The sequence below is a fragment of the Mycobacterium sp. 3-98 genome (assembly GCF_035918355.1).
Taxonomy (GTDB): Bacteria; Actinomycetota; Actinomycetes; order Mycobacteriales; family Mycobacteriaceae; genus Mycobacterium; species Mycobacterium intracellulare.
The window spans coordinates 1,645,465-1,668,909 of sequence record NZ_CP142360.1; the positions used below are offsets into that span (position 1 = coordinate 1,645,465).

The window sequence follows — 23,445 nt, forward strand, 5'->3', positions numbered from 1 at the left end:
GATGAGCGACAACAACTTCGACAACGTCTCGACCACCGACGACGTCTTCAAGCTGGCCGCACAGCGCACCGGCCTCACCGAAATCGATTCCGATTCTTGGCGAGACGGCCTGGCCATCATGCTCGACGAGCTCAACAGTTCGGCCGCGTTCACCCCCTTCGGCCGCGAACGGGTCCTCACCGACGCCACCGACGCGCTCGGGCGGCGCATGCAGGTCCACGCCTACATCCAGGAGCACCCCGAAGTCCTCGACGCGCCCGTCGAGCGACCGCTGATCGTGCTGGGCATGCCCCGCACTGGAACCACGGTCATCAGTTACCTGCTCGACCAGGATCCGGCCCGGCGCTCGCTGCTGCACTGGCAGTGCGTGCACCCGATCCCGCCGGCCACCACCGAGGCGCTGCGCACCGATCCGCGCTGCCTGGCCCTGCTGGAGGAACAGCGCAAGATCCTGGACATGGTCACGCAGGCCAAAGTGCCGCTGCCGCACTGGGAAGACGCCGATGGGCCCACCGAGGACATGTTCATCCACAATCAGGATTTCAAGGGGCTGTCCTGGGACTCGTTCCTGTCGACCTCGCGCTACGCCGAATGGCTGTTCCACGAGGCCGACATGACCAGCACGTACGAATATCAGAAGCGTTACCTGCAGGTGTTGCAGTCCACCGCGCCCGGCAACTGGAGCCTCAAGATGCCGTCGCATTCGGTGCACATCGAGGCGCTGCTCAAGGTGTTCCCCGACGCCCGGCTGATCTGGGCGCACCGCGACCCCTACAGGGCGACGGGGTCGCTGTGCAACCTGTGGAAGCTGCCCAAGGGGATGGTGCTGCATCCCGATGCCATCGACCTGAATGCCATGGGGCGCAACGCCATGGCGCAGATGCGCTACCACGTCCAGCGGCCGCTGCGCGCCCGCGATCGCATCGGCGACGAGCGCTTCTTCCATATGTACTACCACGAGATGATGCGTGACCCGATGGACGTCATGCGGCGCATCTACGAATGGGCCGACGAGCCGCTGACCGCAGAAACCGAAGCGCGGATGCGCAATTGGCTCGCCGGGCACCCCCAGGACCGGTTCGCGCTCAATGCCTACACCCTCGACCAGTATGGCCTGACCGTCGAAGCGCTCGAACCGATCTTCGCCGAATATCTCGATACGTTCGACATCGAACTGGAAGGCACAGCATGAACCCGGCGGACTGCTATCACACCGGGCTGGTGGTTGACGATATGGCCGCCGCCGCCGAACGGCTCACCAGGGTGATGGGGTACCGGTGGACCAAACCGGTCGATGCCGCGTTGAGCGTGGCCACCGCGGACGGCGACATCGAGGTGCCGTTCCGCTTTGTGTACTCGGTGGACGCACCGCACCTGGAAGTGATTCAGGCGGTGCCCGGCACGATCTGGACCCCGCCGCCCAGGGGCGGCGCCCACCACCTCGGCTACTGGGTCGACGACATGGCCGGTGCCGCAGCGCAACTCGAACGCAGCGGGTACCGGCTGGAGGCGCGACCCAGCGGCGAGACGCTGTCGATGTTCGCCTACTACGTCGACCCGGCTGGAGTCCGCATCGAGATCGTGGACCGGGCACTGTTTCCCGACTGGCCGGGGTTTCTGCAATCCATGGCGGCTTGACCGTAAGACCGAGGAGTCACCGATGAAGATGTCAATGGTCACCGGCCCGGGCAAGGCCGAGGTGCTCGACGCCGAGCGTCCCACGGTGGGCCCCAACGACGTACTGGTCCGGATGCGCGCCTGCGGCATCTGCGGCTCGGACGCCTTCTACATCACCATCGGCGGGCTGCCCCCGCGCCAGGGACACACGCCGCTCGGACACGAGCCCGCCGGGGAGATCGCCGAGGTCGGCGCGAAGGTGAGCGGCCTGGCCGTCGGCGACCACGTCGTCATCAACCCGATGGCCGCCCCGAGCGGCATCATCGGCAACGGCGGGCCCAGCGGCGCGCTCGCCGACTACCTGCTCATCGAAAACGCCGTACGCGGAACGAGTCTCGAGGTCATCCCCGACCACGTCCCGTGGGAGGTCGCGGCGCTCAACGAGCCGATGGCCGTCGCGCGCCACGGCGCCAACCGGTGCCGACCCAAGCCGACGGACAAGGTCGCCGTGTTCGGCGCCGGACCGATCGGCCTGGGCGCCACGCTGGCCTTCAAATCCCTTGGCGTGAGCCACGTCGTCGTCGTGGACCTGCTCCCCGGCCGGCTGGACAAGGCGCTGCAGATCGGCGCCGACGCCGTCATCAACTCCGCCGACGAGGACGTGGTGGCGCGGCTGATCGAACTGCACGGCGCGGGCGATTCCATGTACCCCGGGAAGGCCGGCACGAACATCTATCTCGACGCGGCCGGTGTGCCCGCCGTCGTCAACACCGCGCTCGCCGCGGCGCAAAAGGGCGCCACCGTCGGCATCGTCGGCGTCCACAAGGAGCCGGTGCCCGTCGACCTCATCAACCTGATGAGCAACGAGATCACCCTGCTCGGGAGCATGGGCTACCCCGACGAAATCTTCGAGGTGACCAAGGATCTCGTCGCGAACTGGGAGAAGTACGCGCTGATCGTCAGCCACACCATCCCGTTCGGCAGCGTCGGTGATGCGCTCGAGCTCGCCCAGACTCCGGGCGCCGCGGACAAGGTCGTCGTCACGTTCGGCTGATGTCGGCGGTGATCGCGCCGGTGAGGCGGATCAGGTCCCGGGGCGCGACCGCGACGTCGTAATGCCGCTTGCCGGCGCTGCACAGGATCCGATCCCAGCGCAGCGCGGAGCCGTCCAGGACCGTGCGGAGCCGCTTGCGCTGACCGAACGGCGAAATGCCGCCCACCACATAGCCGGTGGCCCGCTCGGCGGCGGCCGGCTCGGCCATGACGGCCTTGGGCACACCCAGCGCCGCGGCGACCGCCTTCAGCGACAACCGCCACGGCACCGGCACGATCGCGACGGCCAGCTCGCCCGGCAGGGCGACGATCAGGGTCTTGAAGACCTGTTCGGGCGCGACGTCGGACGACTCGGACAGGTCGGTGACCGCGTCGAAGTGCAGAACCTGGTGCGGCACACCGGCTTTCATCAACGCGACGATGCCCGGAGTGGCCGCGCCGCCCACCGGCTACCTCCGCTGGTCTCCGACGGTCGTGACCCGCCGCGCCCGGCTGCGCCGCGCTTGCGATCACGACTAACTCCGACGGTCGTGACCCGCCGCGCCCGGCTGCGCCGCGCTTGCGATCACGACTAAGGCCCCGAGTACCCCGGCGGGTTGACGCCGTCGACCCAGAAGTCCACGCCCAGCTTCGAACCGGGCACACAGTCGTATGTCGAGAGGTCCTTGACGCCGGATTCCACCAGCACGTCCTCGCACAGCAGCATGTTGCCGGTGTACTCCCTGGACGGCTTGTTGAGGACGACGTAGGCGGCGTCCGAGTACACCTCGGGCTTGCGGGCCCGGCCCATCGCCTCGTCGCCGCCGAGCAGGTTCTGCACCGCGGCCGTCGCCACCAGCGTGCGCGGCCACAGCGTGTTCGACGCGATGCCCTCGTCCCGCATTTCTTCGGCGATGCCCAGCGCGCACAGCGTCATGCCGAACTTGGCCATCATGTACGCCGTCGGCTTCAACCACTCGCGGCCCAGCAGCACCGGCGGCGACAGCGTCAGGATGTGCGGGTTCTCGCGGCCCTTCAGATGCGGGATGCATGCCTGCGACACCGCGTACGTGCCCCGCACCTGGATGCCGTTCATCAGGTCGAACCGCTTCATGGGCACCTCGGTGACCGAACCCAGGTTGATCGCCGACGCGTTGTTGACGCAGATGTCGATGCCGCCGAACTGCTCGACGGTCTTGGCCACGGCCGCGTCGACCGAATCGGGATCGCGGACGTCCCCGACGATCGGCAGGGCCTGCCCGCCCGCCTCTTCGAGCTCCTTGGCCGCGGTGAACACCGTTCCCGGCAGCTTCGGGTGCGGCTCGGCGGTCTTGGCGATCAGGGCGATGTTGGCACCGTCCTGCGCGGCGCGCTTGGCGATCGCCAGGCCGATGCCGCGGCTGGCGCCGGAGATGAACATGGTCTTGCCATTGAGGGACATGGCGTCACACTAACGCCACGCCCGAATCGGCCCGATCGGGGTCTACGCCGGAGAGCGGGCACCGATATCGCGGGCCGAATTCCGCCCGGAAATAGCCGGATCGCGCGCGCGGTTGATCCAATTGGTTTTCGATGCGGTGGGTCACACCCGGGCAAAAGCTGTCGGGGTGAGCCTTTAGATTGGGAGGAGCAGCGTGGTGTCAACGGCGACGAGCCTGTTAGGCGAGGAGCAGTTGGCTGGCGTCCTTGCGAGTCCGGTGGCACTTTCGGTGCTTTCCGGTAACACCGCGGCAGAAGGGACCGGGTTAATCGATATGGCCGATTCTCTAGATGGCCGCGATAGCGCGGCGGGGCCGTCCATCACCGAACCCGCGGCGCCCGAAGAGACGGACGCGGAACTGACGGCGCGGTTCGAGCGCGACGCGATTCCCCTGCTGGACCAGCTTTATGGGGGTGCGCTGCGCATGACGCGGAATCCCGCCGACGCCGAGGATTTGCTGCAAGAGACGATGGTGAAGGCCTACGCGGGCTTCCGCTCGTTTCGGGCCGGGACCAATCTCAAGGCGTGGCTGTACCGGATCCTGACCAACACCTACATCAACAGCTACCGCAAGAAGCAGCGCCAGCCCGCGGAGTACCCGACGGAGGAAATCACCGACTGGCAGCTGGCCGCCAATGCCGAGCATTCCTCCACCGGGCTGCGTTCGGCCGAGGTGGAGGCGCTGGAGTCGCTGCCGGACTCCGAGATCAAGGACGCGCTGCAGGCCTTGCCGGAGGAATTCCGGATGGCGGTCTATTACGCCGACGTCGAGGGATTTCCGTATAAGGAAATCGCGGAAATCATGGACACGCCCATCGGAACGGTAATGTCACGGCTGCACCGCGGTCGACGGCAACTGCGCGGCCTGTTGGCCGACGTTGCCAAGGAGCGGGGCTTCAACCGCGGTCAGCAGGCGCACGAGGAGGTGTCGTCATGAGCGAGTTCGCCGGCCAGGGCGGTGCTTCGGCGGATGCCTGCCCTAACGACGAGTCCCACGGCAGCGTCGGCTGCGCGGAGGTCATCCGCCAGGTATGGCTGCTGCTCGACGGTGAATGCGGCCCGGATACCCGCGAACAACTGCGCAGGCATCTCGAGGCGTGCCCCGGCTGCTTCAAGCACTACGGGCTCGAAGAGCGGATCAAGGCGTTGATCGCCACCAAGTGCAAAGGTGAGAGGGCCCCGGAGGGCCTGCGCGAGCGGCTACGGCTCGAGATTCGGCGCACCACCATCATCCGGGGTACGCAGTAGCGTCCTCAGGAATTGGGCCGCTTGCCGTGGTTGGCCTTGCTGTGCTTGCGGTCGCGCTTCTTACGGCCTCGTTTGGCCATGGGTCGAACCTCCGTTGATTGCTGTCAAACCAGGCGCCTGGCGCCGGTTGGCTTGTCGTCCAGTCTCTCATGAGACGCGTCGCGCAGTGTCTTCGCCCTGGTGCGGCCCGCGGGAGGGGCCGGGCGCCGTCGTCGCGGTGGGGCCTGTGGTTCGATGTAGGCGACCTGATAGAACGTTGATGGACCAACCAGCGATGGACCAACAACCAGCGATGACCAGCGGCCAGCCTGCGCAGAGGCCGAAACGAGTGGGGTGAAGATGGCCGAGGATGTGCGCGCCGAGATCGTGGCCAGCGTGCTCGAAGTCGTTGTCAACGAGGGTGATCAGATCGGCAAAGGCGACATCGTGGTGCTGCTGGAGTCGATGAAGATGGAGATTCCCGTCCTTGCGGAGGTCGGCGGCACCGTCAGCAAGGTGAGCGTGTCGGTGGGCGACGTCATTCAGGCGGGCGACCTCATCGCGGTGATCAGCTAGCCGGTCGGGCCCTTCGACCAGCCGCCGGGGAACGACCCGGGGAGTAAGCGATGTCAACTCTCGGTGATCTGCTCGCCGAACACACCATGCTGCCGGGCAACGCGGTCGACCATCTGCACGCGGTGGTAGGGGAGTGGCAGCTGCTGGCCGACCTGTCGTTCGCCGACTACCTGATGTGGGTGCGTCGCGACGACGGCGTGCTGGTGTGCGTGGCGCAATGCCGCCCCAATACCGCGCCCACGGTGCTACAGACCGATGCGGTGGGCACCGCCATCGCCTCCGAGCGGCTGTCCCTCGTCGCCGACACCTTCGCGTCGGGCACCGCCAAGAGGGATGACGTTGCGGATCAAGAGAATTCGTGGTTGCCGGGCACGCACGTCGAGGCGTCCCCGGTGCGCTACGGCGGCCAGGTGGTCGCCGTGCTCACGCATCATCAGACCGCGGTGGCCGCCGACCGCGCGTCCGGCCAGTTGGAGATCGCCTACCGGCAGTGCGCCGGCGACCTCGTCCACATGCTCGCCGAGGGCACCTTTCCCGACGCGGGGGACGTCGTGATGTCGCGCTCCACCCCCCGGGTCGGCGACGGCTTCATCCGCCTCGACGTCAAGGGCGTCGTCGACTACGCCAGTCCCAACGCGCTGTCGGCCTACCACCGCATGGGCCTGACCGCCGACCTGGAGGGACACAACCTCATCGAGGTCACGCGCCCGCTGATCTCGGATCCGTTCGAGGCGCAGGAAGTGGCCGAGCATGTGCGGGATCTGGTGGCCGGCGGGCGCAGCATGCGCATGGAGGTCGACGCCGGGGGAGCCACCGTGCTGCTGCGCACGCTGCCGCTGGTGGTCGACGGCGCCAGCGCCGGCGCGGCGGTGCTGATCCGCGACGTCACCGAGGTCAAGCGCCGCGACCGGGCCCTGATCTCCAAGGACGCCACCATTCGCGAAATCCACCACCGGGTGAAGAACAACCTGCAGACCGTCGCGGCGCTGCTGCGCCTGCAGGCCCGCCGCACGGCCAACGCGGAGGGGCGGGAGGCGCTCATCGAGTCGGTGCGCCGGGTGTCGTCGATCGCGTTGGTGCACGACGCGCTGTCGATGTCGGTGGACGAGCAGGTCAACCTCGACGAGGTCATCGACCGGATTCTGCCGATCATGAACGACGTGGCCTCGGTGGACCGGCCGATCCGCATCAACCGGGTCGGCGATCTGGGCGTGCTGGACTCGGACCGCGCGACGGCGCTGATTATGGTGATCACCGAGCTGGTGCAAAACGCGATCGAGCACGCCTTCGACCCGGCGGTCGAGGAAGGGTCGGTGACGATTCGGGCCGAGCGCTCCGCGCGCTGGCTGGATGTTGTCGTGCATGACGACGGCCGGGGGCTGCCCGACGGCTTCAGCCTCGAGACCTCCGACAGCCTCGGGCTGCAGATCGTGCGGACGCTGGTGTCGGCGGAACTCGACGGCACCCTGGGGATGACCCAGGCCCCGGCCCGCGGCACCGACGTGGTGCTGCGCGTCCCGATCGGTCGCCGGACCCGAATGCTGCTATAGGCACACGCAAGAGTGCGGCCCCGACAATCGTCGAGGCCGCACCGTTTTGCGTTATCTGGGTTAAACCCCGCTGCGGGCTTTCGTCCGGGCGTTGCGACGCTTCAGCGCACGCCGCTCGTCTTCGCTCATGCCGCCCCAGACGCCCGAGTCCTGGCCCGTGTTCAGGGCCCAGCCGAGGCACTCTGTCGTCACCGGGCACCGATTACAGACCAGTTTCGCGTCAGCGATCTGCGCGAGCGCCGGACCACTGTTCCCCACCGGGAAGAACAGCTCCGGGTCTTCGTCGCGACAGACCGCCTTGTGGCGCCAATCCATACGTCTTTACTCCTTACTGAGTGCGCAGCAAGGCGCACGGCTATTTTCTTCGGCTGTTAAACGCGTGCAGAAGAAAAGGGGCCGCACCCCTACGTAATTTCTGCATGCAACCTTTTGATCGTTTCACAGGCTCAACAGATGTCAATAGTGTGAGTTCGCTCGTGGGCTATCTCACTTTGATCATCTCGTAGTCAAGCCCTTACTCCGTTGTACTACACTGACGGGCCTCTCCCCGTCCGTGTTTATGTCGCGTGCGCCACAGGCCACGCGTTGCCGCAGGTCAGCGTCGTTTTTGCTGAGGAGGGGCGGCCACCGCAAGCGCGTCGGGCACCGACTTGAACGTCATGGTTTCGCGCACGCCGAGGTAATCCCCGTCGAACTGGCAGGCGACGGGGCCCCCGGTCGAGGTAACTCGCACGCACGGCAGGTCGTCCTCGGTGACGAGGTGCTTGAAGTTGAACGTGGGCCGTTTTGCGAACATCTGCCGGACGATCCGCAGCGTCGGGATCGTCTTCAGGTTGGTCGGCGCGAACACCCCGAGTCCCGACTCGAAGCTGCAGCCGGGGTTGGTCCACACCGGCCGCTCGTTGGCGAACGTCCACGGGCTGGAGTTGGAAACGAACGCGAAGCTCACCCCGGTGATGGGTTCGCGGCCGGGAAGTTCGAGCGTCAGCATCGGCTCGCGGCGGGTGTAGGCCCACACGGCCGGCACCGATGCGCGGATGTAGCGCCACGCGGTGACCTTGCCGCCTTTGCTGCGTTCGGCCTCGACCGCGGCCACCACCTCGGCGTCGACGCCCATGCCGGTGTTGAACACGGCCCACCGCTCGCCGCAGTCGATCAGGCCGATCCGGCGCCATGTGCCGCGCCGCTGGTAGTCGTCGAGCAACTGGATGAGCTGGTTGGTGGCCGCGACCGGATCCGCAGTGATGCCCAGCGATCGCGCCAGCACGTTCGCCGAACCGCCGGGCACCACGGCCACCGCGGGCACCGGGCCGCTCGGAAGCGTGCCGGGACGGCCGAGCAGACCGTTGACCACCCCGCTCACCGTGCCATCGCCGCCGTGCACGACCACGAGGTCGACGCCGTCGGCGACGGCCTTCTGCGCGAGCTCGGTGCCGTGCCCGCGGTGGTTGGTGTGTTCGACGCTGAGCTGTAGCCGGCTCTTGAGGGCGTGGGCCAGCAGATCGCGACCGGCCGGTGTGGTGGAAGTGGCTGTGGGGTTGACGATCAGCACGGCCCGCATGAAGCACGAGCTTAGGCGGTGCGACGATGCGCGCCGCAGCGCGGCGTGAGGAGGAGCGCCGCAATCGGGTTAGGCGGTGCGACGATGCACGCCGCAGCGCGGCGTGAGGAGGAGCGCCGCCGCCCTGACTACGCTGGCGCTGTGACGCCGCCATCCGCCCCGACCGCCGTCCGCCGCGCCGGCGTCGTCGTCGCCGTGCAGGGGATGGCCGCGCTGATCGTGGCCGTGGTCCTGGTGGTGCGCGGGATCGCCGGGGCCGACCAGCACGTGGCCAACGGTCTGGCCACCGCCGGCTGGTTCGTCCTCGTCGGCGCCGGGGTGATCGCCGCGGGCCGCGCGCTGATGCTGGGCAAGCGCTGGGGCCGCGGCCTGGCCGTGATCACCCAGCTGCTCCTGCTGCCGGTGGCCTGGTACCTCGCGGTCGGATCACACCAGCCCGGCTACGGGATCCCGGCGGGGCTTGTCGCGCTGGTCGTGTTGGGGTTGCTGTTCAGCCCGGCCGCGGTGCGCTGGGCCGCCGGCGGTCAGGGCGACTCCGCCAGCCCCGCCAACCGCGACCCCGACAGCCGGTAGGTGGTCCATTCGTTCTGCGGTTCCCCGCCGATCCCGTCGTAGAGCGTGATGGCGTCGGTGTTCCAGTTCAGCACCGCCCAGGACAACCGGGTGTAGCCCCGCTGCACGCATTCGTTGGCCAGCGCCGCCAGCAGCGCCCGGGCCAGCCCGCGGCGGCGAAATCCCGGGCGCACGAACAGATCTTCCAGATAGATGCCCGCCACGCCGTCCCAGGTGGAGAAGTTGACGAACCACAGCGCCATCGCCGCGACCTCGCCGTCCACCTCCGCCACGTGTCCGTACACCGTCGGGCGGTCGCCGAAAAGCGCTGCGGATATTTGTGTTTCGGTGACCGTGCACTGATCGGCGGCGTGCTCGAATTCGGCCAGCGCGTGGATCATTTCGGTGATGGCGGCGACGTCGTGGGGCGCGGCGCGACGGATGTTTGTGGTCATCGTTGGACTTCTAGTGCGTTGAGTATCGTGGCGAATTTGGTTGTGGTCTCGGCGACTTCGTCGTCGGGATCGGACTCGGCGACGATACCGCCGCCGGCGCGAGCGAGCGCGCTGCGCCGGTCCGCCGACAGCTGCGCGCAGCGCAGCGACACCACCCAGCGGCCGTCGCCGGCGGCGTCGCACCAGCCGACCGCCCCCGCATAAAACCCGCGGTCGCCCTCCAGCTCGGCGATCAGCTGGACCGCCGCTTCGGTCGGGACGCCTCCGACAGCCGGGGTGGGGTGCAGCGCTAGCGCCAAATCGATTGCGCTCGTTGAGGTATCGCGAAGCCGTCCGCTGATCGGTGTGCACAGGTGCCAGACCGCGGCGGTGCGGCTCAGTTGCGGCTCGGCGGCGATCGACAGGTCGTCGCACAACGGCTGCAGGGCCGCCCGGATGGTCTCGATCACCAGCTGATGCTCGTGCCGGTTCTTGGCCGAGGCGGCCAGCGCGGCGCCGTTGGCGGCGTCGGCATCCGGATCGGCGGCCCGCGGGGCCGACCCCGCGAACGGCCGGCACTCGACGCGGTCGCCGCTGCGCGCCACCAGGAGTTCGGGGCTGGCGCCCACCAAGGCCACGCCCGCGTAGCCGTCGCCGGCGGCGCTCAGATCGACGAGGTAGCCGTAGGCCGCCGGGTCCGCGGCCACGAGCCGGCGCAGGACGGCCCGCGCATCCATGGGGGCATCGGCCGCCAGCTCCAAGGCGCGGGCCAAGACCACCTTGCGCAGCGGGTTGTCGGCTGCGGCGAGCTGATCGCGGGCGCGGCGGACCCGGTCGCGGTAGTCACCCGGCGGCGGAAGCGCCGCGGCCACCCGCACCGGCGGCAGCGGGCCCGTCGGCCAGTCCGGGAGCCCGTGGGTGACGTCGACGGCGCGCGGCGTCAGCAACGCGGCCGGGCTGCTGAGGTCAAAAGGCAACGCGCCCAACACAATCGGCGCCTGATTCGACCGCAGCGCCGCCTGCGCCGCGCCCACGTCGCAGTAGCGCCGCGACACGCCGTCGGCGATCAGGGTTCGGGTCGGCCCGCACAGCGCGAACGGTGGTTCGCGGTTCACTGGCCGGTCAACCCGAGCGCCCGCAGCTGTCGCACCCCGTGCTCGAACCCGCAGACCGCGATCGACGCGGTGATCATGCCGAAGCGACTGCCCTCGACCAGCGGAAGTTCGACCCAGCGGGTGATCACCGCGCGCGAGAAGTGGCCGTGGCTGACGAAGACCACGTCGCGCGACTCCATGTGCCGCAGCGCCGTCGTGACCGCCGCGTCGGCGCGCTCGCTGACCTGCGCGACGCTCTCGCCGCCCGGACATCCGTGCGTCCACACCAGCCAGTCGGGCACCGACTCCCGGATCTGTTCGGTGGTCAGGCCCTCATACGAGCCGTAGTCCCACTCGGCGAGCTGTTCGGTCACGTCGTCGACGGACAACCCGGCCAGCTCGGCGGTGACCAGCGAGCGTCGCCGTGGGCTGCTGATCACCAGTGGGTCAACAAGTTTGAGCTCGCCCAGCACCCCGGCGGCCAGCTGGGCCTGTTCACGGCCGGCGTCGGTCAGCTCGACCTCGGTGCGGCCGGTGTGCTGGCCAGACTTCGACCACTCGGTCTCGCCGTGGCGCAGCAGCACCAAACGGTGATCATGCAAGCCCATAGAGAATGATTCTGCCGGACGACATGCGGTGGCTGCCGGGCCCGAGCGCATGGTGGACGAACATGCCAGGATGGCACTGTGAGCGCGCGGCGATGCGGAGGGGCGGGCGGCCAGTGAGTAGGACCCGGGTATTGGCGGTGGCCAACCAGAAGGGTGGCGTCGCCAAGACGACCACCGTTGCCTCGCTGGGGGCGGCGATGGTGGAGGAGAAGAAGCGGGTCCTGCTGGTCGACCTCGACCCGCAGGGCTGCCTGACCTTCTCGCTGGGCCAAGACCCGGACAAACTCCCGGTCTCCGTGCACGAGGTATTGCTCGGTGAGGTCGAGCCCAACGCCGCGCTGGTTGAGACGGCCGAGGGAATGACGCTGCTACCGGCCAACATTGACCTGGCGGGCGCCGAGGCGATGCTGCTGATGCGGGCGGGGCGCGAATACGCGCTCAAGCGAGCGCTGGCCAAACTCGCAGACCGGTTCGACGTGGTGATCATCGACTGTCCGCCGTCGCTGGGTGTGCTGACCCTCAACGGGCTGACGGCCGCCGACGAGGTCATCGTGCCGCTGCAGTGCGAGACGCTCGCGCATCGCGGTGTGGGCCAATTCCTGCGGACGGTCGCCGATGTCCAGCAGATCACCAATCCGGAGCTGCGCCTGCTCGGCGCGTTGCCGACGCTGTACGACTCGCGCACCACCCACACCCGCGACGTGCTGCTCGATGTCGCCGACCGCTATAGCCTGCCGGTGCTGGCCCCGCCGATTCCGCGCACGGTGCGTTTCGCCGAGGCCAGCGCCTCGGGTTCGTCGGTGATGGCGGGCCGCAAGAACAAGGGCGCGTCGGCGTACGGCGAGTTGGCGACGGCGCTGCTCAGGCATTGGAAGAACGGCAAGCCGCTGCCGACGTTCGCGGTCGAGGTCTAGCGGCGATCGCCCGCCCGGCGCTCAGCGCCGAGCCGCAATCTTGAGTGTGAACTGACGGCTTTGAGTGTGAACTGGCGGCGCGCCCGATCGGCGTGTCGCCGCCGCAGATTCACACCGAAAGCCAACGATTCACACTCGACGGGCCCTGGGCTGCCCGACGGGCTAACTCGGGCGACGGCCGTCGCGGCCCGATGGGCTAAGACGCCCGGGCGGCCGTCGCCGCCCCGAACGCTCAGCCCAGGGCGACCACGGTGTCGCCGCGCTGCTCGAACACCCGCGACCCCGACACGGCCGGGACCACCGCCCTCCCGGGTGGCGGGGGATTGGCCGCACGGTCGACCGGAATGTATTGTTCGCCGGTCCCGCTGACCGGGTCGTAGACGCCGATCGCGCCGGTGACGGGCACCAGCAGCCGGCCCGCCATCATCACCCCCGGCCCCAGCGGCGCCGTCTTGTCACCCGCGGCGATGGTGTAGCGCAGCGCCAGGGTGTTCACGTCGAAAACCATCAGCGAATCGCCGGTCCACCAGGTCATCAGGCTGCCGGCGTGCGAGACCGCCGCCGAGCGCGACGGCGGCTTGGGCAGCAGGGTGCTCGCCACGGTGGCGCCGGTTTCGTCGATCACGTCCACCCGGGGCTGGGGCGCCGGCAGGTACACCGCGGTGGTGGTGTCCCGGACTGCCAGCACCCGGGCACCCGAATCGGGCGCGATCCCCGGCTCGGCCACGACGTGTTGCTGGGGTTCGTCGTCGTCCTTGCCCGGCCGGAGCAGCACCAGGCGCAGGTCGGCCTGATTCGCGCAGCTCTCCAGCACCGAGACCGCGGACGAGCTGGCCGCGGCCGAGATCAGCCTGCAGCCGGAGTGCAGCCCTCGCGACGACGGCTTCACCCGGGCGTCGGTCTCGCCGTAGGCCACCATCCGGACCATGTCCGAGCGCCACAGCTCCAGGCGGGTGTCACCGACCGACAAGACGGTCATGCCGTCGGAGGAGAGCCGCACCCGCGGGTCGGCGTAGCCACTGCGGGCGGGGCCGCGGCGACCGGTGGAGCCGTCCAGGGTGCTCACCTGCCCGCAGCCGCGGTCGTCGCGGTAGACCCCGACGGCGTAGCGGTACAGCCACGAGACTCCGCAGAGGCTGGTGTCGCGGGCGTAGCTCCAGCGGGACTGGCCCGTGCCGGCGTCGCGCCCGTCGATCCGCACGCCCGCACCGGTGACGACCACCCCGCCCACCACCACCGGCTCGGTGGTGGCCGGACTGGAGGCGGTCCACAGTTGTTTCAGGCCGGCGGGAACCTGCCGGGCCGGGCTCGGGTTGGGCGCCGGGACGGCGGCCGGGCGGCTGCTGGTCGCCCGCGCGTCGCTGGTCCACCAGATGAGGGCCGCCGTCACCGCGACGACGACCGCGATGGTCGCGGCGGCCAGGATGTCGCGCTTGGTCCGGCGCTCGGGTCTGACCATGCGTGGGCGCGGAAAATTAGTTGTTTTGCGCGGTGGGGGCCGCCGCGGCGGCTTCCGCCGGCTTGCGGCGCCGACGGCGGCGACGGCTGGAGCCGGCGTTTCCCGGCGGGGAGCCGGCCGGCGTTTCCGCGGCGGCATCACCGTTGCTGCTCGCGGCGCCGTTGCCCGACGGGTGCGCGCTGACCGGCTGGCCGCCGCGGGTGCGCCGCCGCGTCCCGGACCGCCGCGCGGTCTTCTCCGATTTCTGTCCCGGCTTCTGGGTGGCGCGCTCACCGGTGCGGCGCGCGCCCTGCGCCTTGCGGGCCGCACCGACGGTGCCTCCGGCATCGGCGGGGATGCTCAGCTCGTCGTACAGGTGCGGCGAGCTGGAGTAGGTCTCGGCGGGTTCGGGGTTGTCCAGCCCCAACGCCTTATCGATCAGCGCCCAGCGGGTGAGCTCGTCCCAGTCCACCAGGGTGACGGCGACGCCGGTCTTGCCGGCGCGGCCGGTGCGCCCGATGCGGTGCACGTACGCCTGCTCGTCCTCGGGGATCTGGTAGTTGATGACGTGGGTGACGTCATCGATATCGATGCCGCGCGCGGCCACGTCGGTGGCCACCAGCACGTCGATGTCGCCGGTCCGGAAAGCCTTGAGCGCCTTCTCGCGTGCCACCTGTCCGAGGTCGCCGTGGACGGCGCCCACCGCGAAACCGCGCTCGGCCAACTCGTCGGCGACCTTCTGGGCGGTGCGCTTGGTGCGGGTGAAGATCATCGTGGCGCCGCGGCCCTCGGCCTGCAGGATCCGGCTGACCAGCTCCACCTTGTCCAGGGCGTGCGCCCGGTAGGCGTACTGGACGGTGGTGTCGTGGGTGGCCGCCGAGTGCGGCGCTTCGGCCCGGATGTGGGTGGGCTGGTTCATGAAGGTGCGGGCCAGCGTGATGATCGGGTCCGGCATGGTCGCCGAGAACAGCATCGACTGCCGGTCGACGGGGATCTGCCGCAGGATGCGCTCGATGTCGGGCAAAAAGCCGAGGTCGAGCATCTCGTCGGCCTCGTCGAGCACCAGCACCGAGAGCCCACCGAGCTGCAGGTGGCCCTGCTGGCTCAGGTCGAGCAGCCGGCCCGGGGTGCCCACCACGACGTCGGCGCCGGCGCGCAGCGCCTCGATCTGCGCCTCGTAGGGGCGGCCGCCGTAAATGGGGACGACGGAGAGCCGGCGGCCTTCGTCGGCGGTCAAATGCTTGGCCGCCAGCGCCAGGTCATCGGTCACCTGCAGGCAGAGCTCGCGGGTAGGCACCACGATCAGCGCGCGGGGTGTTCCGTTGAGCGGCCGCGCGGCGGTGTCTGAGGTGATGCGCTGCAGCAGCGGCACCCCGAAGGCGAAGGTCTTGCCCATGCCGGTGCGGGCCTGCCCGATCAGGTCGTCGCCGGCGAGCGCGAGCGGCAGGGTCAGTTCCTGGATGGCGAAAGGGCTTTCGATCCCCTTTTCGGCGAGTGCGCGCACGATTTCGTCGCGGACACCGAGTTGAGCAAAGGTCAGTTCAGTTGTGCTGGTCAGTGTGGTCATGCGTGGGTAGGTAGCCTCTCGAAGACGTATCGGATTGTGTCGGGTGTTTCTCTGTCGCGGTCACGCGCGCACGAGTTCCGACTCCGAATACGTCGCCGAGTCGCGGGCTCCGGCTCAGTCTGGGGGTCCCAGCCCGGGCGGGCCTGCTGTGCACGCACATTTCGCCGATAGCGGCGTGGGAAGAACATTTGGCACAAATAACACCGCCATCTACCTACATGATAGCTGGTCGAGCTCCGGCACCCGTTTCGCGCCAACTCCGCCGACTACAGTGTTGCCATGACCCGGCCCTCTTACCAGCCCTCTTCCACCGACCAAGTGGAGGAGTCGGCTGCCCCGCGATTGTCGGCCGATCACCCCGGGGTCAACGAGTTGTTCGCGGTCTTGGCCTACGGCGAGATCGCCGCGTTCTACCGGCTCACCGACGAGGCGCGGATGGCCCCTGACCTGCGCGGACGGATCTCGATGGCGAGCATGGCCGCCGCGGAGATGCAGCACTACGAGCAGCTGCGCGACGCGCTGGAAAGCCGCGGCGTCGACGTCGTGTCGGCGATGTCGAAGTACGTGTCGGCGCTGGAGAACTACCACCGCCTGACGATGCCCAGCACGTGGCTGGAAGCCTTGGTGAAGACGTATGTCGGTGACGCCCTGGCCGCCGATTTGTACCTGGAGATCGCCGACGGGCTGCCCGACGAGGTTGCCGACGTGGTGCGGGGGGCGCTGGCCGAGACCGGGCACTCGCAGTTCGTCGTCGCCGAGGTGCGCGCCGCCGTCACGTCCAGCGGCAAGCAGCGCAGCCGGCTCGCGCTGTGGTCCCGTCGGCTGTTCGGCGAGGCGATCACCCAGGCCCAGTACCTGCTGGCCGACCACGACGAGCTCGTCGACCTGGTGATGTCGGGCGCCGGCGGGCTGGGCCAGCTCAACGCGTTCTTCGATCGGTTGCAGCAGACGCACGACCGCCGCATGCACGAGTTGGGCCTGAGCTGACGGCCGTCAAACTCAGCGCGAGCAGGTCGCCATGTTCGACGGGCTGCCCGACGCCATGATCCGCTGACCGGCGGCGTTGAAGACCGAGCAGCTGAGCTGGCCGTAGAAGCTGGTCGCGACCACGGATTCGGTCTGCACGCCGGGATTGAGGACCACCACCTTCGACCACGGCAGCGAGACGTTGAACTCGCTCTGCGGGACGCCCCGCGCGTCGGTGTAGACCACGTTCACCAGGTCCAGCAGCTGCTTGGTCCCGCTCACGCTGTAGACGACGGTGCGCGGGTTCAGCGCGGCCGTCGGCGGCGCGGGCGCGAGAGGCGGTGCGGCCGTGGGGGTTTGGGCCGCCGGGGTGCTGGGCGCGGCGCTCGGTGTGGTGACGGTCGTCACGGTCTCCGGCGGCAGCTGGGCCACGCGCGAGGGGCTCGGTGGCGCGGACGCCTTGGTGGTCGCGGGTGCCGAGGTCACCGGGTGGGGGGCCGGCGCTCCCAGCGTGGCCTTGGTTGACGCGCTGTCGCCGCTGTTGATGATGACGGCGGTGGCGATGGCGCCGACGGCCACCACCGCGCCGAGGATCGCCGTCGCGGGTCGCCAGCGTGAATCGGCCGGCCAGCCCGTCCAGTTGTAGTCGGCGTTCAGGTAGGGGTCGGTGTCGCAGTCGTCAGCGTCGTCGTCCGGGTAGCTCCGGATCCGGTCGTCGAGGTGCGGCAATGTGGTACCCATGGGGCCGAAGTTAGCCATGCGAAAGCGCGGATCGGGTATCGCGCGGGTGTGTGAGACAACCTGCAAGCGAATCGTTATCGGCGCGCGACCGAAGTTTCGCTGACCGCGAAGTGTGGGGACGCGACGAGGTGGGGGTCGGCCGCGTCAACTAGCCTGCTGCTGACGGGGCTGGGACTTCGCCGCCCGCGCACGACTTCAATGCCTACGGAAGGGGTGACCGTGGAGGTCAAGATCGGGATCACGGATAGTCCGCGCGAGTTGGTCCTTGCCAGCGACCAGACACCCGCCGAAGTCGAAGACCTGGTCAGCGCCGCGCTCGGCGAGGGGTCGGGGCTGCTGCGACTGAGCGACGAGCGGGGCCGTCGCTTCCTGATCCACACCAGCAAGATCGCCTACGTCGAGATCGGCGTCGCCGACGCGCGGCGGGTCGGCTTCGGGATCGGTGCCGAAATCGAAGCCGGCAAACATGCCGGCAAGGGACGCTAGGAGCGGGTCAGCGGCACGTGTGACAGTCCGCCCCAGGCGAACTGGACGGTGCCCTCGACGGCGTCCGCCTTCGAAATCGGGCGATCGGAGTCGAGCCAGTACCTGGCGCAGTCGACGCTGATGCCGACCAGCCCGACGGCGATCATCCGCGCGCGGTGCGGGTCCAGCCCGGAATCCTCGCTGATCAACGCGAACACCGCGTCGATGCAGGATTCGGTGGCCACGCGTACCTGGGCGGCCACCTCGGGCTCGGTGACGTAGTCGTTTTCGAAGATCAGCCGGTAGCCCTGGCTGTCGTGCTCGATGAAATCGAAGAACGCCTGCACCGCGGCGTGCAACCGCCGGCGGTTGTCCTTGGTGGTGCTCAACGCCTGCTGGACGCCGGAGACCAGGTTTTCCACGTGCCGCGCCAGCACGGCGAGGTACAGCTCGAGCTTGCTCGTAAAGTGTTGGTACAGAACGGGTTTGCTAACCCCGGCGCGATCGGCGATCTCGTCCATGCCGGCCGCGTGGTAGCCGCGGTCGACGAAGACGTCGCTGGCGACGATGAGCAACTGGCCGCGGCGCTCATCGCGGGGCAGCCGGTTGCCCCGCCGGTTGGGGGCCGCGGCGCCGTCCGCCGGCCGGCCGCGGTCAGCCGATCTGACGGCACGCCGTGCCGGCATCTTGGCGAGTTCGCTCATCGAGTCCTCATCTGATTGTCGACGGCCGGCCGTCGGTCCACCGGGGCTAGCCGCTCGCAGCTCGTTGAAAAGACCTTACTACCCGCGGGGTTGGAGCTCCCGCCGTCGGCGTCGTCGTACCTGGCAGAAGCGGTGTCGGGCGCCGGATTCGGGCGCGCCACGGTCGGCGTGGGTGGTCCGCTGTGTAATCCTGGGAAAATGACGTCGCAGCGACCCCCGCGCAGCAGCGGTCGCGTGCCGGTGCTGCGCGACGAGTGGCGCGAGCCGCTGCGGGCGCTGCGTGACCCCCTGGCCGCCCCGGAAGCCGGGCGGGCGCGGGCCGACCGTGAGCGGCAGCGGCAGTGGCGCAAACAAACGTGGCTCGGGCGGTTCGTCTCCACCTACGGCTGGCGCGCGTACGCGCTGCCGGTCCTGGCGGTGCTGACGGCCGTGGTCATGTACCAGACGGTGACCGGCGCCGGCGCGTCGAAGCCCACGAACAGCCAGCCCATCGAGAGTCCGCCCGCGATCGGCGCGGTGGGCACCACGATCATCGACGCGCCGCCGCGTGGGCTCGCCGCGTTCGACGCCAACCTGCCGGCCGGGACGTTGCCCGACGGCGGCCCCTTCACCGAAGCCGGCGACAAGACGTGGCACGCGGTGCCGGGCGCGACGCCCCAGTTCGGCCAGGGCACCGCCAAGGTGTTCCGGTACACCGTCGAGGTGGAGAACGGCATCGACCCGACGATGTTCGGCGACGACGAAGCGTTCGCGCAGATGGTCGACCAGACGTTGGCCAATCCGAAGGGCTGGACGCACAACCCGCAGTTCGCTTTCATCCGGATCGACGGCGCCAGTGGGGCAAAGCCCGACTTTCGGATCTCGCTGGTGTCGCCGGTGACGGTGCGGGAGGGGTGCGGCTACGAATTCCGGCTGGAGACGTCCTGCTACAACCCGGTTTTCGGCGCCAACCGCGAGGCGCGGGTTTTCATCAACGAGGCGCGCTGGGTGCGCGGCGCCGTGCCGTTCGAAGGGGACATCGGTTCGTACCGGCAATACGTGATCAACCACGAGGTCGGCCACGCCATCGGATACCTGCACCACGAGGCCTGCGAACAGCAGGGCGCCCTGGCGCCGGTGATGATGCAGCAGACGTTCTCCACGTCCAACAACGACGCCGCGCAGTTCGACCCCGACACCGTCAAGGCCGACGGGAAAACCTGCCGCTTCAACCCCTGGCCGTACCCGATCGCCTAGCGGCCGAGTGCCTTCGTTGCCGTCGCCCCGGCGGGCTGCTGTGATGGATTCATAAGCAGAACCACGAAGCTGACCGAGGAGATGTTGTCCGTGTCGTCGTTGCCGCCGCTGGTGGCACCCGCAGACCACCTGACCGGCGACGAGGTGGCCCGCTACAGCCGTCACCTGATCATTCCCGGCCTGGGGGTCGACGGGCAGAAGCGACTCAAGAACGCCCGGGTGCTGGTGATCGGCGCCGGTGGCCTGGGGGCGCCGACCTTGCTGTACCTTGCCGCGGCCGGCGTGGGCACGATCGGCATCGTCGAATTCGACGTCGTCGAGGAATCGAACCTGCACCGCCAGATCATTCACGGCGTGGCCGACGTCGGGCGTCCCAAGGCCGTGTCGGCGCGGGAGTCGATGCTCGCGATCAACCCGCTGGTGGACGTGCGCCTGCACGAGGTGCGCCTGGACTCCACCAACGCCGTCGAGTTGTTCAGTTGCTACGACCTGATCGTGGACGGCACCGACAACTTCGCGACCCGGTACCTGATCAACGACGCGGCGGTGCTGGCGAAAAAGCCGTACGTGTGGGGCTCGATCTACCAATTCGAGGGCCAGATCTCGGTGTGCTGGGAGGACGCGCCGGACGGACGCGGCCTCAACTACCGCGACCTGTACCCGGAGCCGCCGCCGCCCGGCACCGTTCCGTCGTGCGCCGAAGGCGGCGTGCTGGGCATCGTCTGCGCGTCCATCGCCTCGGTGATGAGCACCGAAGTGATCAAACTCATCACCGGCATCGGCGATTCGTTGCTGGGCCGGTTGATGATCTACGACGCGCTGCAGATGACCTACCGCACGATCGCGATTCGCCGGGACCCGTCCGACGCGTCGAGGCCGAAGATCACCGAGCTCGTCGACTATGAGCAGCTGTGCGGCGCGGTGGCCGCCACCCCGGCCGGCGACGCGACGGCCATCACCCCGCGGGAGCTGCGCGAGCTGCTGGATTCCGGCAAGGAGCTGGCCCTGATCGACGTCCGCGAGCCCGTGGAGTTCGACATCGTGCACATCGAGGGCGCGCAGCTGGTCCCGCAGTCGTCGATCAACTCGGGTGAGGGTCTGGCAAAGCTGCCGCGGGACCGCATGCCGGTGCTGTATTGCAAAACGGGCGTGCGCTCGGCGCAGGCGCTGGCGGTGCTGAAGCAGGCGGGGTTCGCCGATGCGGTGCACCTGGAGGGCGGAATTGTGGCCTGGGCGCAGCAGATGCAACCCGACATGATCCTGTACTGAGCTTCGCCGCTGTTGGACTCGTTTAGAGTACCGGTGTGACAGTCGAGCCACCGCCGGACCATGTGCTGTCGGCGTTCGGTTTGGCCGGCGTCAAACCCGTCTATCTGGGCGCCAGCTGGGAGGGTGGCTGGCGGTGCGGTGAGGTCGTCCTGTCGCTGGTGGCCGACAACGCCCGCGCGGCGTGGTCCGCCCGGGTCCGCGAGACGTTGTTCGTCGACGGCGTCCGGCTGGCCCGCCCGGTCCGGTCCACCGACGGGCGCTACGTCGTTTCCGGGTGGCGGGCGGACACCTTCGTCGCGGGGACGCCGGAGCCCCGCCACGACGAGGTCGTCTCGGCGGCGGTGCGCCTGCACGAGGCGACGGGCAAACTGGAACGCCCCCGCTTTTTGACCCAGGGCCCCGCGGCGCCCTGGGGGGACGTCGACATTTTCATCGCCGCCGACCGCGCGGCGTGGGAGGAACGGCCGCTGGCCTCGGTGCCGCCCGGCGCCCGGGTGGCCCCGGCCACCGCGGACGCCGAGCGCTCGGTGGAGTTGCTCAACCAGCTCGCCACGTTGCGCAAGCCGACCAAGAGTCCCAACCAGTTGGTCCACGGGGACCTTTACGGCACAGTGCTTTTCGTGGGCACCGCGGCGCCGGGCATCACCGACATCACCCCGTACTGGCGGCCCGCGTCATGGGCGGCGGGCGTGGCCGTCATCGACGCGTTGTCCTGGGGCGAGGCCGACGACGGACTCATCGAGCGCTGGAACGCCCTACCGGAATGGCCGCAGATGTTGTTGCGGGCGTTGATGTTTCGCCTGGCGGTCCATGCGCTGCACCCGCGGTCCACCGCCGAGGCGTTCCCCGGTCTGGCCCGCACCGCGGCGCTGGTCCGGTTGGTGCTCTAGGTTAGTTGCGTGGCGACCCGCTGCGCCCGGCTTCGGCCGGTAGTGGCGACCCGCTGCGCCCGGCTGCACCGCGCTTGCGATCGCCACGGCCGCGCTGGCGATCGCCACTAGGCCCCGTCCGGGAATTCGTAGCGAACCTCGCGCAGCGCGATCCGGCCGTCGCGGGCAAGCACGCCTTCGGCGCGCAGCAGCTCCAGCTGCCGGGTGGTCAGGTGGCGCGCCGGGCGCCCGGAGGCGGTGATGACGCGGTGCCACGGCAGGTCCGAGGAGTCGGTCCGCATGATCCAGCCGACGATCCGCGGGCTGGAAAGCCCTGCGACCGAGGCGATGTCGCCGTAGGTGGCCACCCTGCCGGACGGGATGGCGGCGACCAGCGCCCGCACCCGCTCGACCTGATCGTCGGTCACCGGCGCCACGGTCAGCGGGCTTCCAGTAGCTCGCGGGCCAGCGCGGCGACGTCGTCGGGCTTGGCGTAGGGCACCATGTGGTTGCAGTCGAAATCCAGCAGCCGGAAACGCGATCCCAGCCGCTGCGCAAGGCCCGCGATGAGTTCGTCGGTGACATACGGCGGCGATGTTCGCTTGGCGCGCACCAGGATCGTCGGCGTTTGCGCCGGCGGCAGCACCGCGTCGCGGGCGAGCTCGCTCCAGTACGCCATCATCGCCGGCAGGCTGATGCGCCAGCCGTAGCGGCCGTTGGGGAGGGCGACCAGATGCTCGTCGAGCTCGGCCTCGAGCAGCGCGGGCTCGACGTCCGACCACGAGCCGTGCACCTTTTCCAGGCGCGCTTCCTCGGCGTCGGGATAGTCGGGCGAGGACAACATGGCCTCGGCGATTTCGCGCATCCACGCGCCGTCCAACCCGATCGCCGGATCGAGCAGCAGCAGCCCCGAAACCTGGTTCGGCCGGGCTGCGGCCAGGTGCATGGCGAGCCCTGCGCCGAACGAGTGGCCGACCACCACCACCGGCGTGCCGGGCTGCGCGTCGAGCAGCGCGGCCAGCGCCGAGACGTTGGCGTCGATGGTCCACGGCGCCGCCCACGAGGACCGGCCGTGGCCGAGCAGATCCGGTGCGACCAGGCCGATCTCGGGCAGCAGGCCGGACAGGTGTTGCCACCGCTGCCCGTGCCCTGTCAGCCCGTGCAGCGCGAGGATCCGCGCCGGACCGGACGGACCGTAGCGGTGGACGTACAACTTCGCGGTCACCCGTCGATGGTGCCAGCCGCCGTCACCGGGCGTCGCGGGCGGTCCTCAGCGATCGTCGTCCCGATCGTCGTCCGCGGACACGACGTAGGCCTGCTCGATCACGTCGGCTTCGTTGGCCTCGCGGTCCCGGGCGCTCACGTAATCGGTGTCCAGGCCGGCGTCGTCCTCGGAATCGGCGGGCCGCAGTTGCTCCACCGCGTCGCCCTCGGGCGCCTCGTCGATGGGAAAGCCGTGCTCGTCCGTCATGGTCGTCAACCCCTCCTTTTGCAGCCTTGAGACCATTCTTCGCGCTGCTGCGACTTCCAGGGTAAGAGCTCGCG

The 23,445-nt window shown here is 69.2% G+C and carries 29 protein-coding genes; 14 read left to right on the top strand and 15 right to left on the bottom strand.

Annotation, left to right across the window (positions count from 1 at the left end; all coding sequences use genetic code 11):
• The first annotated feature begins 1 nt into the window (after position 1).
• From QGN30_RS08055 to QGN30_RS08065, 3 genes are read left to right on the top strand one after another with little or no spacing between them, the layout of a single operon-like run.
• On the top strand, positions 2-1,192 hold the full coding sequence (locus QGN30_RS08055; protein WP_014383171.1) for a sulfotransferase family protein: 1,191 nt from the start codon (positions 2-4) through the stop codon (positions 1,190-1,192).
• The gene (locus QGN30_RS08060) at positions 1,189-1,638 is read left to right on the top strand and encodes a VOC family protein (protein WP_014380933.1); all 450 of its coding nucleotides are present in this window, start codon (positions 1,189-1,191) and stop codon (positions 1,636-1,638) included. Before QGN30_RS08055 ends, QGN30_RS08060 begins: the two co-directional genes overlap by 4 nt.
• A 22-nt stretch (positions 1,639-1,660) precedes the next feature.
• Positions 1,661-2,671 (top strand): zinc-dependent alcohol dehydrogenase, encoded by a 1,011-nt coding sequence (locus QGN30_RS08065; RefSeq protein ID WP_009952809.1) that lies wholly within the window; start codon positions 1,661-1,663, stop codon positions 2,669-2,671.
• On the opposite strand, the gene QGN30_RS08070 is transcribed toward QGN30_RS08065, so the two are convergent.
• The gene (locus QGN30_RS08070; RefSeq protein ID WP_009952808.1) at positions 2,658-3,116 is read right to left on the bottom strand and encodes an aminoacyl-tRNA deacylase; all 459 of its coding nucleotides are present in this window, start codon (positions 3,114-3,116) and stop codon (positions 2,658-2,660) included. The genes QGN30_RS08065 and QGN30_RS08070 overlap by 14 nt on opposite strands.
• Before the next feature lie 125 nt (positions 3,117-3,241).
• Positions 3,242-4,090, bottom strand: a complete 849-nt coding sequence (locus tag QGN30_RS08075) for an SDR family oxidoreductase (RefSeq protein ID WP_009952807.1) — start codon at positions 4,088-4,090, stop codon at positions 3,242-3,244.
• Positions 4,091-4,403: 313 nt separating this feature from the next.
• Between QGN30_RS08075 and QGN30_RS08080 the strand changes: the two genes are divergently transcribed.
• Together QGN30_RS08080 and rsrA are read left to right on the top strand one after the other, a co-directional pair.
• Complete coding sequence (locus QGN30_RS08080; protein WP_008259701.1) at positions 4,404-5,066, top strand: sigma-70 family RNA polymerase sigma factor; 663 nt, start codon at positions 4,404-4,406, stop codon at positions 5,064-5,066.
• Positions 5,063-5,377 carry a mycothiol system anti-sigma-R factor gene (gene rsrA, locus QGN30_RS08085; protein WP_008259700.1) on the top strand — a complete coding sequence of 105 codons (315 nt, stop codon included), beginning with the start codon at positions 5,063-5,065 and terminating at the stop codon, positions 5,375-5,377. The genes QGN30_RS08080 and rsrA overlap by 4 nt, the downstream gene beginning before the upstream one ends.
• Before the next feature lie 5 nt (positions 5,378-5,382).
• Here rsrA and QGN30_RS25735 read toward each other — a convergent pair whose 3' ends face one another.
• On the bottom strand, positions 5,383-5,457 hold the full coding sequence (locus tag QGN30_RS25735) for a 50S ribosomal protein bL37 (RefSeq protein ID WP_085976515.1): 75 nt from the start codon (positions 5,455-5,457) through the stop codon (positions 5,383-5,385).
• Between the two features lie 259 nt (positions 5,458-5,716).
• On the opposite strand from QGN30_RS25735, the gene QGN30_RS08090 reads away from it, so the two are divergent.
• Both QGN30_RS08090 and QGN30_RS08095 read left to right on the top strand, forming a co-directional pair.
• Positions 5,717-5,932, top strand: coding sequence for a biotin/lipoyl-binding carrier protein (locus tag QGN30_RS08090; RefSeq protein ID WP_007773063.1), 216 nt, complete (start codon positions 5,717-5,719; stop codon positions 5,930-5,932).
• Between the two features lie 50 nt (positions 5,933-5,982).
• Entirely contained in the window at positions 5,983-7,482 is a 1,500-nt protein-coding gene (locus tag QGN30_RS08095) for a sensor histidine kinase (protein WP_038537339.1), read from the top strand.
• Between the two features lie 60 nt (positions 7,483-7,542).
• Here QGN30_RS08095 and whiB1 read toward each other — a convergent pair whose 3' ends face one another.
• Both whiB1 and QGN30_RS08105 read right to left on the bottom strand, forming a co-directional pair.
• Complete coding sequence (gene whiB1 / locus QGN30_RS08100; protein WP_003874607.1) at positions 7,543-7,797, bottom strand: transcriptional regulator WhiB1; 255 nt, start codon at positions 7,795-7,797, stop codon at positions 7,543-7,545.
• Between the two features lie 280 nt (positions 7,798-8,077).
• Entirely contained in the window at positions 8,078-9,043 is a 966-nt protein-coding gene (locus QGN30_RS08105) for a diacylglycerol/lipid kinase family protein (RefSeq protein ID WP_248923212.1), read from the bottom strand.
• A gap of 141 nt (positions 9,044-9,184) precedes the next feature.
• Here QGN30_RS08105 and QGN30_RS08110 point away from each other — a divergent pair, with 141 nt between their 5' ends.
• Positions 9,185-9,616: a hypothetical protein gene (locus QGN30_RS08110; RefSeq protein ID WP_014380927.1), complete on the top strand. Its 432-nt coding sequence runs from the start codon at positions 9,185-9,187 to the stop codon at positions 9,614-9,616.
• On the opposite strand, the gene QGN30_RS08115 is transcribed toward QGN30_RS08110, so the two are convergent.
• From QGN30_RS08115 to QGN30_RS08125, 3 genes are read right to left on the bottom strand one after another with little or no spacing between them, the layout of a single operon-like run.
• Positions 9,568-10,050, bottom strand: coding sequence for a GNAT family N-acetyltransferase (locus QGN30_RS08115; RefSeq protein WP_038537336.1), 483 nt, complete (start codon positions 10,048-10,050; stop codon positions 9,568-9,570). The genes QGN30_RS08110 and QGN30_RS08115 overlap by 49 nt on opposite strands.
• Positions 10,047-11,144, bottom strand: coding sequence for an isochorismate synthase (locus QGN30_RS08120; RefSeq protein WP_014383166.1), 1,098 nt, complete (start codon positions 11,142-11,144; stop codon positions 10,047-10,049). The genes QGN30_RS08115 and QGN30_RS08120 overlap by 4 nt, the downstream gene beginning before the upstream one ends.
• Positions 11,141-11,731, bottom strand: coding sequence for an acid phosphatase (locus QGN30_RS08125; protein WP_014383165.1), 591 nt, complete (start codon positions 11,729-11,731; stop codon positions 11,141-11,143). Before QGN30_RS08125 ends, QGN30_RS08120 begins: the two co-directional genes overlap by 4 nt.
• A 113-nt stretch (positions 11,732-11,844) precedes the next feature.
• On the opposite strand from QGN30_RS08125, the gene QGN30_RS08130 reads away from it, so the two are divergent.
• Complete coding sequence (locus QGN30_RS08130) at positions 11,845-12,645, top strand: ParA family protein (RefSeq protein ID WP_009956179.1); 801 nt, start codon at positions 11,845-11,847, stop codon at positions 12,643-12,645.
• Between the two features lie 232 nt (positions 12,646-12,877).
• Here QGN30_RS08130 and QGN30_RS08135 read toward each other — a convergent pair whose 3' ends face one another.
• Positions 12,878-14,104, bottom strand: a complete 1,227-nt coding sequence (locus QGN30_RS08135) for an Rv3212 family protein (RefSeq protein WP_038537333.1) — start codon at positions 14,102-14,104, stop codon at positions 12,878-12,880.
• Positions 14,105-14,120: 16 nt separating this feature from the next.
• Complete coding sequence (locus QGN30_RS08140; RefSeq protein WP_038537330.1) at positions 14,121-15,650, bottom strand: DEAD/DEAH box helicase; 1,530 nt, start codon at positions 15,648-15,650, stop codon at positions 14,121-14,123.
• Positions 15,651-15,929: 279 nt separating this feature from the next.
• Here QGN30_RS08140 and QGN30_RS08145 point away from each other — a divergent pair, with 279 nt between their 5' ends.
• A complete protein-coding gene (locus QGN30_RS08145; protein ID WP_026071232.1) occupies positions 15,930-16,637 on the top strand; it encodes a ferritin-like fold-containing protein in 708 nt (235 codons plus the stop codon).
• A 12-nt stretch (positions 16,638-16,649) separates the two neighbouring features.
• Here QGN30_RS08145 and QGN30_RS08150 read toward each other — a convergent pair whose 3' ends face one another.
• Positions 16,650-17,357 (bottom strand): MmpS family transport accessory protein, encoded by a 708-nt coding sequence (locus QGN30_RS08150; RefSeq protein ID WP_014712237.1) that lies wholly within the window; start codon positions 17,355-17,357, stop codon positions 16,650-16,652.
• Between the two features lie 219 nt (positions 17,358-17,576).
• On the opposite strand from QGN30_RS08150, the gene QGN30_RS08155 reads away from it, so the two are divergent.
• The gene (locus tag QGN30_RS08155) at positions 17,577-17,843 is read left to right on the top strand and encodes a DUF3107 domain-containing protein (RefSeq protein ID WP_036389938.1); all 267 of its coding nucleotides are present in this window, start codon (positions 17,577-17,579) and stop codon (positions 17,841-17,843) included.
• Here the strand turns inward: QGN30_RS08155 and QGN30_RS08160 are convergent.
• Positions 17,840-18,526 carry a TetR/AcrR family transcriptional regulator gene (locus tag QGN30_RS08160; RefSeq protein ID WP_008259670.1) on the bottom strand — a complete coding sequence of 229 codons (687 nt, stop codon included), beginning with the start codon at positions 18,524-18,526 and terminating at the stop codon, positions 17,840-17,842. The genes QGN30_RS08155 and QGN30_RS08160 overlap by 4 nt on opposite strands.
• A 198-nt stretch (positions 18,527-18,724) precedes the next feature.
• Between QGN30_RS08160 and QGN30_RS08165 the strand changes: the two genes are divergently transcribed.
• The 3 genes from QGN30_RS08165 to QGN30_RS08175 all read left to right on the top strand — a co-directional run bounded on the left by QGN30_RS08165 (position 18,725) and on the right by QGN30_RS08175 (position 21,921).
• The gene (locus QGN30_RS08165) at positions 18,725-19,762 is read left to right on the top strand and encodes a DUF3152 domain-containing protein (RefSeq protein WP_014712236.1); all 1,038 of its coding nucleotides are present in this window, start codon (positions 18,725-18,727) and stop codon (positions 19,760-19,762) included.
• 81 nt (positions 19,763-19,843) lie between these two features.
• Positions 19,844-21,031: an adenylyltransferase/sulfurtransferase MoeZ gene (gene moeZ, locus QGN30_RS08170; RefSeq protein ID WP_038537327.1), complete on the top strand. Its 1,188-nt coding sequence runs from the start codon at positions 19,844-19,846 to the stop codon at positions 21,029-21,031.
• 35 nt (positions 21,032-21,066) lie between these two features.
• Positions 21,067-21,921 (top strand): TIGR02569 family protein, encoded by an 855-nt coding sequence (locus tag QGN30_RS08175; protein WP_008259667.1) that lies wholly within the window; start codon positions 21,067-21,069, stop codon positions 21,919-21,921.
• A 107-nt stretch (positions 21,922-22,028) separates the two neighbouring features.
• On the opposite strand, the gene QGN30_RS08180 is transcribed toward QGN30_RS08175, so the two are convergent.
• The 3 genes from QGN30_RS08180 to QGN30_RS08190 are packed head-to-tail and all read right to left on the bottom strand — an operon-like array spanning position 22,029 to position 23,371.
• Entirely contained in the window at positions 22,029-22,337 is a 309-nt protein-coding gene (locus QGN30_RS08180) for an MGMT family protein (RefSeq protein ID WP_038537325.1), read from the bottom strand.
• Positions 22,338-22,339: 2 nt separating this feature from the next.
• The gene (locus tag QGN30_RS08185) at positions 22,340-23,125 is read right to left on the bottom strand and encodes an alpha/beta fold hydrolase (RefSeq protein WP_248923211.1); all 786 of its coding nucleotides are present in this window, start codon (positions 23,123-23,125) and stop codon (positions 22,340-22,342) included.
• A 45-nt stretch (positions 23,126-23,170) separates the two neighbouring features.
• Positions 23,171-23,371: a hypothetical protein gene (locus QGN30_RS08190; protein WP_009955655.1), complete on the bottom strand. Its 201-nt coding sequence runs from the start codon at positions 23,369-23,371 to the stop codon at positions 23,171-23,173.
• Positions 23,372-23,445: the final 74 nt, after the last annotated feature.

What these genes read in the sequence shown, in the direction of transcription:
- QGN30_RS08055 (WP_014383171.1), top strand. Translation starts at nt 2, where the DNA reads ATGAGCGACAACAACTTCGACAACGTCTCGACCACCGACGACGTCTTC.
- QGN30_RS08060 (WP_014380933.1), top strand. Translation starts at nt 1,189, where the DNA reads ATGAACCCGGCGGACTGCTATCACACCGGGCTGGTGGTTGACGATATG.
- QGN30_RS08065 (WP_009952809.1), top strand. Translation starts at nt 1,661, where the DNA reads ATGAAGATGTCAATGGTCACCGGCCCGGGCAAGGCCGAGGTGCTCGAC.
- QGN30_RS08075 (WP_009952807.1), bottom strand. Translation starts at nt 4,090, where the DNA reads ATGTCCCTCAATGGCAAGACCATGTTCATCTCCGGCGCCAGCCGCGGC.
- QGN30_RS08080 (WP_008259701.1), top strand. Translation starts at nt 4,404, where the DNA reads ATGGCCGATTCTCTAGATGGCCGCGATAGCGCGGCGGGGCCGTCCATC.
- rsrA (WP_008259700.1), top strand. Translation starts at nt 5,063, where the DNA reads ATGAGCGAGTTCGCCGGCCAGGGCGGTGCTTCGGCGGATGCCTGCCCT.
- QGN30_RS08090 (WP_007773063.1), top strand. Translation starts at nt 5,717, where the DNA reads ATGGCCGAGGATGTGCGCGCCGAGATCGTGGCCAGCGTGCTCGAAGTC.
- QGN30_RS08095 (WP_038537339.1), top strand. Translation starts at nt 5,983, where the DNA reads ATGTCAACTCTCGGTGATCTGCTCGCCGAACACACCATGCTGCCGGGC.
- whiB1 (WP_003874607.1), bottom strand. Translation starts at nt 7,797, where the DNA reads ATGGATTGGCGCCACAAGGCGGTCTGTCGCGACGAAGACCCGGAGCTG.
- QGN30_RS08105 (WP_248923212.1), bottom strand. Translation starts at nt 9,043, where the DNA reads ATGCGGGCCGTGCTGATCGTCAACCCCACAGCCACTTCCACCACACCG.
- QGN30_RS08115 (WP_038537336.1), bottom strand. Translation starts at nt 10,050, where the DNA reads ATGACCACAAACATCCGTCGCGCCGCGCCCCACGACGTCGCCGCCATC.
- QGN30_RS08125 (WP_014383165.1), bottom strand. Translation starts at nt 11,731, where the DNA reads ATGGGCTTGCATGATCACCGTTTGGTGCTGCTGCGCCACGGCGAGACC.
- QGN30_RS08135 (WP_038537333.1), bottom strand. Translation starts at nt 14,104, where the DNA reads ATGGTCAGACCCGAGCGCCGGACCAAGCGCGACATCCTGGCCGCCGCG.
- QGN30_RS08140 (WP_038537330.1), bottom strand. Translation starts at nt 15,650, where the DNA reads ATGACCACACTGACCAGCACAACTGAACTGACCTTTGCTCAACTCGGT.
- QGN30_RS08145 (WP_026071232.1), top strand. Translation starts at nt 15,930, where the DNA reads ATGACCCGGCCCTCTTACCAGCCCTCTTCCACCGACCAAGTGGAGGAG.
- QGN30_RS08150 (WP_014712237.1), bottom strand. Translation starts at nt 17,357, where the DNA reads ATGGGTACCACATTGCCGCACCTCGACGACCGGATCCGGAGCTACCCG.
- QGN30_RS08160 (WP_008259670.1), bottom strand. Translation starts at nt 18,526, where the DNA reads ATGAGCGAACTCGCCAAGATGCCGGCACGGCGTGCCGTCAGATCGGCT.
- QGN30_RS08165 (WP_014712236.1), top strand. Translation starts at nt 18,725, where the DNA reads ATGACGTCGCAGCGACCCCCGCGCAGCAGCGGTCGCGTGCCGGTGCTG.
- moeZ (WP_038537327.1), top strand. Translation starts at nt 19,844, where the DNA reads ATGTTGTCCGTGTCGTCGTTGCCGCCGCTGGTGGCACCCGCAGACCAC.
- QGN30_RS08190 (WP_009955655.1), bottom strand. Translation starts at nt 23,371, where the DNA reads ATGACGGACGAGCACGGCTTTCCCATCGACGAGGCGCCCGAGGGCGAC.